The sequence below is a fragment of the Caballeronia sp. BR00000012568055 genome (assembly GCF_029439455.1).
GTDB lineage: Bacteria > Pseudomonadota > Gammaproteobacteria > Burkholderiales > Burkholderiaceae > Caballeronia.
In genome coordinates, this window is the sequence record NZ_JAQFVG010000334.1 from 1 (window position 1) to 14,412 (window position 14,412).

The 14,412-nt window shown below is 60.8% G+C and carries 12 protein-coding genes; 9 read left to right on the forward strand and 3 right to left on the reverse strand.

Annotated elements, in window-relative coordinates; genetic code table 11:
* Positions 1-175: 175 nt before the first annotated feature.
* Positions 176-1,225, reverse strand: a complete 1,050-nt coding sequence (locus P7F28_RS28530) for a proline racemase family protein (RefSeq protein ID WP_277188208.1) — start codon at positions 1,223-1,225, stop codon at positions 176-178.
* A gap of 259 nt (positions 1,226-1,484) precedes the next feature.
* Here P7F28_RS28530 and P7F28_RS28535 point away from each other — a divergent pair, with 259 nt between their 5' ends.
* Positions 1,485-1,865 carry a DUF1090 domain-containing protein gene (locus tag P7F28_RS28535; protein WP_277188209.1) on the forward strand — a complete coding sequence of 127 codons (381 nt, stop codon included), beginning with the start codon at positions 1,485-1,487 and terminating at the stop codon, positions 1,863-1,865.
* 18 nt (positions 1,866-1,883) lie between these two features.
* Here P7F28_RS28535 and P7F28_RS28540 read toward each other — a convergent pair whose 3' ends face one another.
* Both P7F28_RS28540 and P7F28_RS28545 read right to left on the reverse strand, forming a co-directional pair.
* Positions 1,884-3,602: a glycerol-3-phosphate dehydrogenase/oxidase gene (locus P7F28_RS28540; RefSeq protein WP_277188210.1), complete on the reverse strand. Its 1,719-nt coding sequence runs from the start codon at positions 3,600-3,602 to the stop codon at positions 1,884-1,886.
* Positions 3,599-5,122: an FGGY-family carbohydrate kinase gene (locus P7F28_RS28545; protein WP_277188211.1), complete on the reverse strand. Its 1,524-nt coding sequence runs from the start codon at positions 5,120-5,122 to the stop codon at positions 3,599-3,601. Before P7F28_RS28545 ends, P7F28_RS28540 begins: the two co-directional genes overlap by 4 nt.
* A gap of 190 nt (positions 5,123-5,312) precedes the next feature.
* Between P7F28_RS28545 and P7F28_RS28550 the strand changes: the two genes are divergently transcribed.
* The 8 genes from P7F28_RS28550 to P7F28_RS28585 are packed head-to-tail and all read left to right on the forward strand — an operon-like array spanning position 5,313 to position 14,262.
* Positions 5,313-6,290: a sugar-binding transcriptional regulator gene (locus tag P7F28_RS28550; RefSeq protein ID WP_277188212.1), complete on the forward strand. Its 978-nt coding sequence runs from the start codon at positions 5,313-5,315 to the stop codon at positions 6,288-6,290.
* Positions 6,290-7,894, forward strand: coding sequence for an FGGY-family carbohydrate kinase (locus P7F28_RS28555; RefSeq protein ID WP_277188213.1), 1,605 nt, complete (start codon positions 6,290-6,292; stop codon positions 7,892-7,894). Before P7F28_RS28550 ends, P7F28_RS28555 begins: the two co-directional genes overlap by 1 nt.
* 14 nt (positions 7,895-7,908) lie before the next feature.
* Positions 7,909-9,414, forward strand: coding sequence for a glycerol-3-phosphate dehydrogenase (locus tag P7F28_RS28560; RefSeq protein ID WP_277188214.1), 1,506 nt, complete (start codon positions 7,909-7,911; stop codon positions 9,412-9,414).
* A gap of 15 nt (positions 9,415-9,429) precedes the next feature.
* Complete coding sequence (locus P7F28_RS28565) at positions 9,430-10,362, forward strand: sugar phosphate isomerase/epimerase (RefSeq protein WP_277188215.1); 933 nt, start codon at positions 9,430-9,432, stop codon at positions 10,360-10,362.
* A 10-nt stretch (positions 10,363-10,372) separates the two neighbouring features.
* On the forward strand, positions 10,373-11,398 hold the full coding sequence (locus tag P7F28_RS28570) for a dihydroxyacetone kinase subunit DhaK (protein ID WP_277188216.1): 1,026 nt from the start codon (positions 10,373-10,375) through the stop codon (positions 11,396-11,398).
* Positions 11,395-12,039 (forward strand): dihydroxyacetone kinase subunit DhaL, encoded by a 645-nt coding sequence (gene dhaL, locus P7F28_RS28575; protein WP_277188217.1) that lies wholly within the window; start codon positions 11,395-11,397, stop codon positions 12,037-12,039. The genes P7F28_RS28570 and dhaL overlap by 4 nt, the downstream gene beginning before the upstream one ends.
* A 28-nt stretch (positions 12,040-12,067) precedes the next feature.
* A complete protein-coding gene (locus P7F28_RS28580; RefSeq protein WP_277188218.1) occupies positions 12,068-12,721 on the forward strand; it encodes a DUF2291 domain-containing protein in 654 nt (217 codons plus the stop codon).
* Positions 12,718-14,262, forward strand: coding sequence for a sugar ABC transporter ATP-binding protein (locus P7F28_RS28585; RefSeq protein ID WP_277188219.1), 1,545 nt, complete (start codon positions 12,718-12,720; stop codon positions 14,260-14,262). Before P7F28_RS28580 ends, P7F28_RS28585 begins: the two co-directional genes overlap by 4 nt.
* Positions 14,263-14,412 lie beyond the last annotated feature (150 nt).

Sequence of the window (14,412 nt, forward strand, 5' to 3'; positions counted from 1 at the left end):
ACGACCGAATATTCGAGGAGTCCCTCGTGATCGACATCGGGAAGTAATCCAGGCACGCTCGCCTCCTGTCACGGACGGATAAGGGATCGAAAATAGATTCTAACCAAGCCTGAGCGAGGCCGTGACAGATGGATTCGGCGCGCCGGCAACTCTCCGTGCTCAGCGAGAGTTGCGATCACCAGATATCGCCGACGGTGAAGCCGTTCGGAAACGGATCGGTTGGATCGAGGACATAGGTGTTGAAGCCGTAGATCCACGAACGGCCGGAGATGGTCGGCACCACCGCAGTGCGATCGCCGATCCGTGTTTCTTCCACCAGATGCCCCGTATAAACCACGCCGAGCATCCCTTCATGGCGGAACGGCTGATCAAGTTTCAACTGACCTTTGGCATGCAGCGTCGCCATCTTCGCGCACGTGCCGGTGCCACACGCGCAGCGATCAAGCGCGCCGGTCCAGGTCGCGGGATTGTCGAAGTCGATGGGCGCATTCTGCACTGTGACCGTGTTGCGCCAGTCCGCATTCGGGTTGTCGGTCGGCCCCGACAGTTGAGAAACCGTAATGCCGATGCCCGGATAATCCGGATGCGCGACCGGAAGCTGATCTTGCGCCGCCTTCAGAATCAGCGCAGACACGCGCGTGATCTCGCGTCCGTGTTCGGGCGTCAACTTCAGGTGTGCGAACTGTCGGACATCGGCGATGACGTAGAACATGCCGCCCCAGCCCACATCGACCGTTACCTTGCCGAGATGCGGCACATCGATCACGGCATCGAGATAAGCGGCGAAGGCGGGCACGTTCCTGAATGTGACCTGCGTTACCTTGCCGTCCTTGCAATCCGCTTTGATGCCGATCAGTCCGGCAGGCGCTTCCAGAAAGAACTCAGACACCGGCTCGCGCATCGGAATCATGCCGGTTTCCAGCAGCGCAGTCGCCACGGAAATGGTATTGCCGCCGCTCATCACCGGATATTCCGTCTGCTCCATGATGATGTAACCGGCAACGGCATCGGGATGTTTCGCAGGTACGACAAGATTGCAGCAGACCGGCGGATAGCCGCGCGGCTCGCGCAGCATCAGCATGCGAATCTGATCGTCGTTCTTTTCGAGCCACTTCATTTGTTCGTACACGGTGTTGCCCGGAATATGCGGCACGCCGCCCGTGATGACGCGCATCGGCTCGCCTGCGTGCGTCTCCACGGTCTGAAACGTTCTCTTGAAGGTCATCGTCGCGTTCTCCTCTGTGTATCGATGATGAGCGCTCTAAGGACACGCTCAGCAACACAGCGTAGCGGGACAAAACCCGCGCATCGCCCAATAAATCCTGAGGCTGATCCCATACATTTGGTTATGGATACGACGCCGGACAGCGGGGTTTACCCGCATGACGCAGCGGATTCGGCCGATGCAAAACCGCACGCCGAAGTCGGAGTAATATAAGGCATCCGAATTAAACATCGACATATAAAATGTACGGAGGCTGGGCATGAAACTGTTTGCGCAGGCATTATTGCTGGCCGTCGCTGTGCTTCCTTCAGTAGCGTCGGCTCAGACGAATCGTTGCGACGCGAAGCGCCAGTCGATCGAGCATGAGATTGCTTACGCTCAGGCGCACGGACACGCACAGCGTGTCGAAGGTCTCGAAACGGCGCTCGCCAGGCTGAACGCGAACTGCACGGACGCAGGGCTGCGCAGCGACGCTCAGAAGAAGGTCGCGCAAGCGCAAGCCAAACTCGACGAGCGCGAGAAAGACTTGCGTGAAGCGAAGGCGGAAGGCAAGAGCGCGAAGAAAATAGCCAGTCAACAGCGCAAGGTCGATGAGGCGCACGCCGATCTGGAAAGACTTCAGGCGGAAGCGAGTGATTGACGCCGCGATCTCGCGCGGCTAATCATTCACCTGCTCGCGAGCCTCCAATGCAATCCCATGATGCGTTCGCGCAGCCGCGCGCGTCGCGTCGATCTCTTGCTGCAATCGCGCCGCATCCCAACGCAGCGCGGACGCGGCGATCGACGCGAGTTCGAGCAGCAAGGCATCGCTCAACTGTCCGGAAATCGCGATAGTCGTGCGTCGAAACACGAGATCAGCGAGGCGCGTGACCATATCGTGGGTGCAGAGATAGTCGATCTCGCGAAATGTGTAGGATGGCTGATTAGCTAACGCATGGTCCGCATCGTCCGCGCAGTGGGCAGCGACATCGCGCGCGTTTGTGCCGTAGCGCGCGAGCAGGCTTTCCGCGCGCGCCGCCGATACCCCGAAGCGCTTCGTCATATCCCCGAGCCATGCGGCGCGTGTGTTGGCATCGCCCGGGAAATCGCGTCCGCCGCCGATGGCTTCGTGACGCGTGCTGCGCGTGCGTGAGCGTCCGAGGCGGGCGAGGGCGGCGTCGGCGGCGGATTCGGCGAAGCCGCGAAACGTCGTCCACTTGCCGCCGACCAGCGAGAATACCGGCGTTTGAGCGCCAGGCAGATGATCGACGTGCATGACGTGATCGCGGCTGACATCGCCTGGATCGGCGGTGTCGGCGTAGGGCAGCGGGCGCACGCCGCTGTATCGGAACACGATATCCGCAGGCCGCAGCGCCACACGCGGAAACACATCGCGCAGCACGCCGAGCATATAGGTGACTTCATCGTCTTCGCAGCGCACATGATCGGGGTCGCTCACGCGGATATCCGTCGAGCCGATCAGCAGCCGCCCCATGAACGGATACACCAGCGAAATGCGTCCGTCCTTCGAACCGTAGTAGACCATACGATCTTGCAATTGCGCATGAAGCTCGGGATGATCGACGATCAGATGCGAACCCTTCGCCCCGCCGATATATTTCCGTTCGATGCCGAGCGCCGCATTCACGCTATCGATCCACGCGCCGCCCGCGTTCACGATCAACTCAGGCGTCACGGCAAAGCGTGATTGATTCACCTCGTCACGCAGCGATACGCGGCCGTCTTCCGCACGTTCCACGCTCACGTAATTGAGCGCAGCGGAGCGCTCGCACGCAGCGAGGCCATCGGCGACGAGTTCGTAATTCAGGCGTTCGGCGTGCGTCACTTTCGCATCGTAGTACGTGGCGGTCGCCTTGATCGATGGATCGAGCAGCGGCAGCGAATCGAGCGAGCGTCGCCGGAGCGCGAAACGGTGGCGTGGCATGGTGCGGTCGTGCCGCCCGAGAAAGTCGTACATCGCCAGGCCGATTTTCGAAATCACGATGCCGCGATCGGCGAGCTTCGCTTTCATGCCGAAGAAGCGCCGCGCGGAGGCGATCAGTCCTCCGAACCATGAGTGAATCGGCAATACGGTTTCGAGCGGCTGCACGAAATGCGGCGCGTTTTTCAGCAGCAGATTGCGCTCCAGTGTAGATTCGGCAACGAGGCGGAATTCGCCGGTTTCCAGATACTTGATGCCGCCGTGAATCAAGCGCGAGGGCGCTGCGCTCGCGCCGGCAGCGAAGTCGGTTTTGTCGATCAGCAGGCAGTCCACGCCTTGCATCGACAGATCGCGGAACAGGCCCGCGCCGTTGATGCCGCCGCCGATAATCAGCACGCTGATTTTGCCGTCCTGCGCGATACGGTTCAGAAATTCATCACGACGCTGTTCGGTCATTGTTGTTCTCCGCTCGCCAGGCGATCCAGCGCCGGCCACAAGGGTTGAATCGCTACGGCGAGTTGCGACCACAGCCGGTAGGCATGATCGAGCCGCGCATGTGCATCCGTGTTCGGCGTGTGCGTGCGTTGTACGCGGCACGCTTGACTGACTGCATCGGATAACGAAGCAAATGTGCCCACGCTCACGCCTGCGCATAATGCCGCTCCAAGCGCGCTGGCTTCCTGACTCTCTGGAATGTCGATATCGATACCAAGCACGTCGGCGAACAATTGCGCCAGCATCGGACTGGACGATCCGCCGCCGGTCAGTCCCGCACGCTGCGCCGGAAACGCGCTCGTCAATGCTTCGATATGCAGACGATGATTGAACACCATGCCTTCGAGCACGGCCCGCGCCAGATGCGCACGCCGATGCCACGAACGCACGCCGAAGAACGACGCGCTCGCAGGCTGTTCGAACGGCGAGCCGAACAGAAACGGATGGAACATGACCGAACTCGGCTCATCGAATGCCGCCTGAAATTCGTCACCGATCAGATCGAACAGCGAGCAGCCGCGCCGCGTGGCTTCGTGCGTTTCGTGCTGAAACAGCTCGCGCAGTGCCCAATCGACATTGCTCGATGACGCAGGCGAAATCGACATGTTCATCCATTGACCAGGACGCGTGCCGTGACGGCACGACCAGCGTGCGTCGAGTCGAGGCTGATCGGAAAGCGTTTCGTTGATGCTGAACGTGCCCGCCGTCACGGCAAGCACGCCCGTCTCGATGATGCCCATGCCAACCGCGCCCGAGGTGACATCGTGCAGACCGCACGCGACGGGCGTGCCTTCCTTCAGCCCCGTTTGCGCGGCAGCCTGCGCGCTGATGCGTCCCGCCTGCGCCGCCGACGGCACGATATCCGGCAACGCATACCGGATCGATGTCAGACCGTAGAGCGCGAGCACATCGTCGCTATAGGTCTGCGTGTGGACATTGGTGAAAGAGGAACTGGCTTCGGTTGGATCGGTGGCGAAGGTGCCGGTGAGACAGACGCGCAACCAGTCCTTGCAGAACAACACATGACCGATGTTCGCAAAGCGATTGGGATCGTTGAGTTGGATCCACTTCAGCAGACTTACGGCGGCGTATGCGTAAGGACGTTGCCCCGTCAACGCAAGCGCGCGATCCATCACGCCTTCGTCGCGCCAATGTTCGAGCACATCGAACGCGCGGCTGTCGAGCGAGAGGATGCCGGCGCCGAGCGGCTCGCCCGCGCAATCGGTCAGATACAGGCCGTCGCCGTGGCCGGTCACGCCGATTGCTGCAATCGTGACATCGGGAAGCTGGCTCAGCGCATCGCGGATGGCGCCGCATGCGGCGTCCCACGTTTCGCGCATATCGCGTTCGACATGACGCGCTCGTGGCTGTCGTTGCGCCACGCGTCGGCTGCCGATGGCGACCGTGCGCCCGGATGAATCGAATATCACGGCTTTGGTCGCGGTCGAGCCGCTGTCGATGCCCAGCAGATACGTCTCCATCGCATGTCTCCGTTCTTTTTTACTGCTCCGCGGCACCGTAACCGGTCTTTTTTGCTGCGAACGCCGAGCTAGGGTTAGCGCGGATGGCAATCGACTGTCGGACTGCCTATCGTGGCTAAAACTGAAAAAAATTTCAGCACGCTAAAAAAATATCATCTTTCGGCGTATCGAGGGTGATCATGGAGATGAGATGACGAAATCCGCCGACAGGCGCGATGCCGAAGACAGTCTGGCGATCCGCGCGGCGTGGCTGCATTACGTCGCCGGACAGACGCAGGCCGACGTCGCTTCCCGTTTGGGCGTGACGAGCCTGAAGGCACATCGGCTCATCATGCGCGCCAATCAGAGCGGCGCGGTGAAGTTCACCATCGACGGTGATGTGGCGGAATGCGCGGTGCTCGAAGCAGGCTTGGCGAAGCGCTATGGTCTGAATTATTGCGAGGTCGTGCCGGATCTGAATGAAGGCGAATTGCCGTTGCGCGCGCTGGGTTTTGCCGGTTCGCAGTTCTTGCAGCGGGAGATTCTGGCGCTTCAGGATGGCGTGATCGGCATTGGACATGGGCGCACGCTTGCTGCGGCCGTCGCGAATATTCCGCGTATGGACGCAGGGACAGTGCGCTTCGTTTCGCTGCTCGGCGGCGTGACGCGCAAGTACACGGCCAATCCGTACGACGTGATTCATCGGCTGGCCGAACAAACCAGTGCGGTGTCCTATGTGATGCCGCTGCCATTCTTCGCCAATACCGCTGAAGATCGCGAAGTGCTGTTGTCGCAGCGTGGCGCGCGTGAAGTGTTCGAACTCGCTGCGCATGCGGATTTGATGCTCGTCGGTATTGGCTCGGTGAATGCTGATGCACAGTTGGTTGCATCGCAGATGATCGAACCGGCGGAGATCGACGAAGTACACGAAATGGGCGGGCAGGGCGAAGTGCTCGGGCATTTTTTCAATGCCGATGGCGAGTCCGTCGAAACATCGTTGGCAGCACGAACCGTTGCGCCCGATCTTGTGGATTTGAAAGGACGCCGAATCGTTGGTATTGCGGGCGGCGAATCGAAGATTTCAGCGATTCGCGCGGTGCTCAAAAGTGGCTTGTTGAGCGGGCTGATCACCGATGAAGTATCGGCGCTGGCGCTCAATGAAGAACCCATTGCATCGGAGACGGCGTAATGAACGACGATGCGCGCGATCTGCTGATTGGTATCGATGCCGGCACGTCGGTCATCAAGGCCGTCGCCTTCGATCTGCGCGGCAAGCAGATTGCCGTCGCTTCCGCGCCGAACCGCTACACCACGAGCGCAGACGGCGCAGCAACGCAATCGCTCGATCAGACGTGGGCCGATTGCGCGCGAACGCTGCGCGATCTCGGCGCGAAAATCGACGGTCTGGCGCAGCGCACGCGCGCACTCGCCGTCACCGGTCAGGGCGATGGCACGTGGCTGGTCGGCGCGGACAATCGCCCCGCAAGCGATGCATGGCTCTGGCTCGATGCACGCGCCGCGAGCACGGTTCGACGCTTGCAGGAAGGCGCATCGAGCTGGGCGCGTTTCGAAGCCACCGGCACGGGTCTCGCTGCATGCAGTCAGGGCGCGCAAATCGCGCATATGGCCGCGACCATGCCCGACGTGCTGAGCCGCGCCGAAGTCGCGCTGCATTGCAAGGACTGGCTGTATCTGAATCTCACCGGCGTGCGCGCCACCGACCCGTCGGAGGCGAGCTTCACGTTCGGCAATTTCCGCACGCGCCGCTATGACGATACCGTGATCGATGCGCTGGGCTTGAGCGCGCATCGCAAGCTGCTGCCTGAAATCGTCGATGGCACGCAGACCACGCATCCGTTGTCCGCAGAAGCTGCGGCAGCGACGGGTTTGCTCGAAGGCACGCCCGTGTGCCTCGGTTTCGTCGATATCGTGCTGACGGCGCTCGGCGCGGGTATTCATACGGAAGGCGCGGCGAACGCGAGTTGTTCTATCGTTGGTTCCACGGGCATGCATATGCGCGCGATGCGCAACGAAGACGTGCATCTGAACGCGGAAGGCACGGGCTATGTAATCGCGCTGCCGTTGCCGGGCATGTCGGCGCAGGTGCAATCGAATATGGCTGCATCGTTGAACGTGGATTGGGTGCTCAATCTCGCCACCGATCTGCTCAAGCAGTTCGGCACCAGTCTGTCGCACGCGGATCGCATGACCTGCATCGACGGATGGCTGCAATCGGGGCGTCCCGGTGCGCTGCTCTATCACCCCTATATTTCCGATGCCGGCGAGCGCGGCCCATTCGTCGATCCCAACGCGCGCGCGGATTTCATCGGATTGACGAGCGAAAGCCGCTATCCGGACCTGTTCCGCGCGGTGGTCGAAGGACTCGGCATGGCCGCGCGCGATTGCTATACCTCCATGGGCCTGCCGATGCCCGATGAACTGCGTCTCACCGGCGGCGCGACGCGTTCGCGCGCCTTGCGTGCGGTGCTCGGCGCGGTCGTTGGCGCACCGACGCGCATTTCCGCCCGCGACGAAGCAGGCGCGGCAGGCGCGGCGATGATGGCGGCGGTCGCGCTCGGCGTCTATCCGAACATGAACGCGTGTATTGCCGAATGGGTCACGCCGCTTCTCGGTCCGGTCGAAACGCAGGATTCCGAATTGATCCAACTTTATGCGCGGCTTTTCCCGGCGTATCGGCAGGCACGACAGGCGCTGGTGCCGACATGGGATGAAACCGCGCGGCTGCTCAAATCGCGGCATCGGCCCGATGCGGTCGCCTCGGCCCTCAACTAACACGGAACACTGAAATGAGCGAGAAGGACATGGTGGACCTGTGTATCGTCGGCGGCGGCATCAACGGCGCAGGTATCGCGCGCGATGCAGCGGGTCGCGGGCTGTCGGTGATTCTGTGCGAGAAGGACGATCTGGCGCAGGGTACGTCGTCGCGTTCCGGCAAGCTGGTGCACGGCGGATTGCGCTATCTGGAGTATTACGAATTCAGGCTGGTTCGTGAGGCGTTGATCGAACGTGAAGTATTGCTGAATGCTGCACCGCACATTATCTGGCCTTTGCGTTTCGTGCTGCCGCACAGTCCGGGCGATCGTCCTGCATGGCTGGTCCGCACCGGTCTCTTTTTATATGATCATTTAGGAGGCCGGAAAAAATTGCCGGGTACGCGTTCACTCGATTTGCGGCGCGTGCCGGAAGGCGCGCCGATCAAGGACGAGTATCGGCGTGGCTTCGAATATTCGGATTGCTGGGTGGACGATGCGCGACTCGTTGTGCTCAACGCGCTCGATGCCGCCCAGCGTGGCGCGGAAGTGCTGACGCGTACCGCGTGTGTATCGGCGAAACGCGAGGGCGGCGTGTGGCGCGTGGAATTGCGCGATACGCGCGATGGCTCGACACGCGTGGTTAAAGCGCGTGCGCTGATTAATGCAGCGGGGCCGTGGGTATCGGACGTGATTGGCAAGGCGGGCGCGACCTCGACGCGCAAGGTGCGGCTCGTGAAGGGCAGCCATCTCGTGACGCCCAAGTTCTGGGACGGTCCGCATTCGTACTTGGTCCAGAACCACGACAAGCGCGTGATCTTTATCAACGCCTACGAAGGCGACAAGGCGCTGATCGGCACAACAGACGTGCCGTGGAACGGCGCGCCTGAAACCGTGCAGATTTCGAACGAAGAGATCGACTATCTGCTGTCGGTGGTGAACCGCTATTTCAAGCATCCGTTGCGCAAGCAGGACATTTTGCAGACCTTCTCCGGCGTGCGTCCTCTGTATGACGACGGCAAGGGCAATCCGTCTGCCGTCACGCGCGATTATGTCTTCGATCTCGACGATAACGGCGCGCCCTTGCTCAATGTATTCGGCGGCAAGATCACCACGTTCCGCAAGTTGGCCGAGCACGCGCTGCAAAAGCTCGACGCCACCTTCCCGAAGATGGGCGGCGACTGGACCGCGACCGCCACGCTGCCGGGTGGCGATATCGACAATGCTGACGTTGCGCGTTTCACCGCGCGTCTGCAAAGCGAGTACGACTGGTTGCCGCGCCCGCTGCTGCGTCATTACACGCAAACCTACGGCACGTTGACGGCAAGCGTGATCGACGGCGCGACATCGCTCGAAGGTCTGGGCCAGCAATTCGGGCCCAATTTCTACGAAGCGGAAGCGCGTTATCTGATGGCACACGAATGGGCCGCGACCGCTGAGGACATGCTCACGCGCCGCACCAAACACGGCCTGCATATGAGTGCGGCGCAGAAGTCGGCCTTCGAGGCGTGGCTCGGCAGCCTCGTCAGGCAATCCGCATAAAGCAAGGACACCATAATGCCTTTCACGCTTGCACTCAACACGAATCCGCTGGTGAACCGCTACGCGGAACCCGCCGATCTGATCGATGCGATTGCGCACGACATGAAGATTCGCGACGTGCAATTGACGCACGAGTTCATCAATCCGTCGTGGCCCGCAGCGGTCACGCGCCGTCTCACGCGCGAGATGCGCGCCGCGATGACGCGTACCGGTGTGCGCATCACGTCGGGCATGACCGGACCTTATGGACGCCTGAATCATTTCGGTCATCCTGATGCGGACGTGCGGCGCTATTACATCGACTGGTTCAAGACGTTCGCGGATATCACGGCGGATCTGGGCGGTGATTCGATTGGCACGCAATTCGCCATCTTCACCTACAAGGATTTCGACGATGCAAAACGTCGCGATGCGCTGATTCAAACCGCCATCGATTGCTGGGCGGAAGTCGCGGAACACGCGAAATCGGCGGGACTGAAGTACGTGTTCTGGGAACCGATGTCGATCGGCCGCGAGTTCGGCGAAACCATCGCCGCGTGCATGGCGCTTCAGGACAAGCTCAGCGCCGCAGACATGGCGATTCCGATGTGGATGATGGCCGACATCGACCATGGCGATGTAACCAGTCCGAACCCCGACGATTTCGATCCGTACGCATGGGCGCGCGCGGTGCCGAAGGTGTCACCGATCATCCATATCAAACAGTCGTTGATGGACAAGGGCGGGCATCGGCCATTTACGAAGGAGTACAACGCGCGCGGACGTATTCAGCCCGAGCCGCTGATCGAAGCGCTGCATGCGGGCGGCGGACGCGACAACGAAATTTGCCTCGAACTGTCGTTCAAGGAGCGTGAGCCGACCGATCGGCAAGTGGTCGAACAGATTGCTGAATCAGTCGCGTTTTGGGCGCCGCATTTCGACAGCGGCGTGCAAGACCTGCACATCTGAGGTGACGACGATGTCCGACACACTGACGCAAAAGCTCATCAATCATGGCGACGCCGCCGTCGATGAAATGCTCGAAGGCGTGATGGCCGCACACGGCGATAAGCTCACGCGCAGCGACGCCGCACCGCGCGCGATCATCGCGCGCAATGGCCCGCGTGAAGGCAAGGTCGCGCTGGTGATCGGCGGCGGATCGGGGCACGAGCCTACGTTTTTAGGCTTCGTCGGTAAAGGGCTGGCGGATGCGGCGGTAATCGGCAACGTGTTCGCATCGCCGCCGCCGCAACCGGCCGTCGATGCAGCGCTTGCCGCGCACGGTGGCGCGGGCGTGCTGTTCATGTACGGCAACTACGCCGGCGACGTGATGAACTTCGATATGGCCACCGAGTTGCTCGAACTCGAAGGCGTCGAAGCGCGCACTGTTCCGACTACTGACGATATCGCTTCTGCGCCGGGCGACAAGCGCGATACACGGCGCGGCGTGGCGGGCAACGTGTTCATCTTCAAGGCAGCGGGCGCAGCGGCCGATCTGATGATGCCGCTCGACGAAGTGGAACGCATCGCGCGTCACGCGAATGCGCGCACCTACACGCTGGGCGTGGCGCTCGCGCCGTGCTCGCTGCCGCAGACGCGGCGTCCGAACTTCGAGATCGCTATCGGTGAAATGGAAATCGGCATGGGCATTCATGGCGAGCCAGGCATGCGCCGCGAACCATTGCGCACCGCCGATGCCATCACCGACGAAATCATGGATGCGATTCTTGCCGAGATGAACGCGGCGAAGGGTGACCGTGTCGCCGTGCTCGTGAACTCGCTTGGATCGACGCCGCTGATGGAGCTTTACATTCTCAATCGACGCGTTGCGCAGCGTTTGAAGGATGCGGGCATCGTCGTGCATACGACGCTGGTCGGGCCGCTGTGCACGTCGCTGGAAATGGCGGGTGCATCGATCACGGTCATGCATCTGGACGATGAGCTTGAGCGCCTGATCGATCATCCGTGCGATTGCGCGATGTTCCAGCAGCAGAGGCCCGTATGACGAATACGTTGACCACGGCCGATATCGCGCAATTGTTCCGCGCGCTGGCAAGCACGATCGCCGCCGCGCGCGATGAACTGTGCCGCTTGGACGGCGTGATCGGCGATGCGGACCACGGTATCGCGATGGAGCAGGGTTTTACGGCTGCATCGAAAGCCGTCGATGCGCTGCCCGCCGAAGCCACGTTCGCGGATCAGTTGAACGCTGCTGCGAAGGGCTTTTTGAACGCGGTCGGTGCATCGTCGGGACCGTTGTACGCGACGGCTTTTATGCGTGCCGCAAAGGTCGCTGGTGCGCGCAATGAGATGCCCTTGGATGAAGCGCCGTCGCTGATTGTTGCGATGGCGGAAGGCATCCGCTCGCGTGGAAAAGCGGAAGTCGGCGAGAAAACGATGGTGGATGTGTGGTCGCCTGCATCGAAAGCAGCGGAAGAGGGTATGACGGACAAACTTTCGGTGTCCGACACGATGGCGCGCGTCACAGAAGCCGCTAAAGCAGGCGCTGAATCGACGAAATCGATGATCGCGAGCAAGGGGCGCTCGGCGCGTCTCGGTGAACGAAGCCTCGGACATATGGACCCCGGCGCGGCATCCGCTGCGATGGTGCTCGATGTGATCGCAAACGAATGGAGCAAGACATGAAACAGATTAACGCGATGGAGGTGTGCAAATGAGCGCGGTCGCATCGGGCAAGAAACAATCGAGCCGCAGTGTTCGCGTGGTGATCGAAGTGGTGCTGTTGCTGATTCTGCTGATTGCTATGGCGATGAGCACGAAGATCGTCAAGATCGGCTCCGGCGCGGATACGCAAACGCAGGTGTTCGAGCCGGAAGCCTACGGCAAGAAGCAGTTTCCGAAGACGCAGGCGGCAATCGAAAAGCGCGCTGTCGATGCTGCCACGCTGGCGGCGGCCATCGCCAAAGATCAGGACGCGGCGGGCAAGCAATATGGTATAGCGGGTGGCGGCGTGGGTCCGGAGATGTCAGTGAAATTCACGGGCGTTGCGGGCAAGGAAGACTCCGGCGTGTATGAAGTAAAAGTGCCGGGCCTTCCGGATTCCTTATTGATTCGCGTGCAAACGGGACCGGCCATCAACGGCACCGATTTACGCGATGCAACCGGCGATATCAGCTTCGGCCAGTTCATCAATCAGATCGACTATCAGAACGCCGGTTACGCGATCAACACGGAGATGAAGAAGGAAGTGCTCGCCAAAGTCGATACGGCAAAACTCACGGGCAAGACCGTTTCTGTCGTCGGCGTATTTCAGTTGATCAATCCGAACGGCTGGCTGATTACTCCCGTGAAACTGGACGTGAAATGAGCACGCACAACGACACCACGGCGAAGGACAAAGTGCTGCTGTCGGCACGCGATATCGTCAAATCGTACGGCGGCGTGCACGCGTTGAAGGGCGTGAACTTCGAGATTCATCGCGGCAAGGTGACGACGCTGTTCGGTGAGAACGGCGCAGGCAAATCCACGCTGATGAAGATTCTCTCGGGCGTGGAGAAGCCGACATCCGGCGAGATCGAACTCGACGGCGAGCGCGTGACGTTCTCTTCATCGAGCGATGCGCGCGATCACGGCATCTCGATCATTCACCAGGAATTGAGCCTCGCGCCGAATCTCTCCGTGCGCGACAACATCTTCATGGGACGCGAGATTCGCACGCGCACCGGCGTGAATTTTGCCGAAGAAGCGCGGCAAACACGTGCGCTGATGGAAGAACTCGAAGAAGACGTCGATCCGATGACGCTGATCCGCGATCTGCGGCTCGGTCAGCAGCAAGTGGTGGAAATTGCGCGGGCGCTGTCGGTGGATTCGCGCATTCTCATCATGGATGAACCGACGTCAGCTCTTTCGGCATCCGAAGTAGAAGTGCTGTTCAAGGTGATCCGCGATCTGACGAACCGGGGTGTATCGATCGTTTATATCTCGCATCATCTGGAAGAGGCGTTGCAGGTGACGGATTACGCCGTTGTGCTACGTGATGGACGTATCACCGCGACCGCTGAACGCAAGGATATCGACCTTGGCTGGATCGTACGCAATATGGTCGGCGAGAACTTCGATCTCGGCTCGCCGCCGACAGGCTATGCGTTCGGTGAAGTCGCGCTGCATATCGAGGACGTGAGCGTTGCGGACGAAGGTGGATCGGGTGCATCGGTGGTCGATCATCTGTCGCTCGAAGTGCGTGCCGGAGAAATCGTCTGCATTTACGGGCTGATGGGCGCTGGACGCACCGAATTGCTCGAAGCCGTTGCCGGACGCACGCGTTTGCCGATAACGGGCGGCCGTGTGCTGCTCGAAGGCGAGGACATGGCGGGATTGAGCATCGCGGGACGCATCGGACGTGGGCTGGTGCTGGTGCCCGAAGATCGTCAGCGCGATGGTCTCGTGCCGACTATGAGCGTCGGCTCGAATATGTCGCTTGCGAGCATTCGCAGCTTTGTCAAAGGGCTTTTGATGTCGCCGCCCGCTGAGCGTGAACTCGTCGGGCAATCGATCCGCAACGTGCATGTGAAGACGGCGGGCGCGGGGGCATCGATCAAATCGCTTTCGGGCGGCAATCAGCAGAAGGTCGTGATCGGCAAGATGCTCGCGACCAACCCCAAAGTCATTTTGCTCGATGAACCCAGTCGCGGGATCGATATCGGCGCGAAGTCGGAAGTGTTCCGGCTGCTCGCGGAGAACGCAAAAAAAGGGCTCGCCGTGGTTTATTCGACATCCGAAGTAGGCGAATGCCTGAGTGTGGCGCATCGCATCATCGTGATGCGGCGCGGCAAGATTTCAGCGGAATTCGGCCCCGACGCCGACAAGGACGACATCATGGCCGCCTCGGGCGAAGCCGTGGTGGCCTGAATCAGAGCAATACCTAAAGCAATACCCAGAGCAATACCAGGAGACACACAACATGAGTAACGCTGCCAAAACATCCAGATCGACGCAAGACGCCGGTTCAGGCGAAGGCTTCGATCTCGGCAAGATGCTGCTCGAAGGGCGCGCATTCTT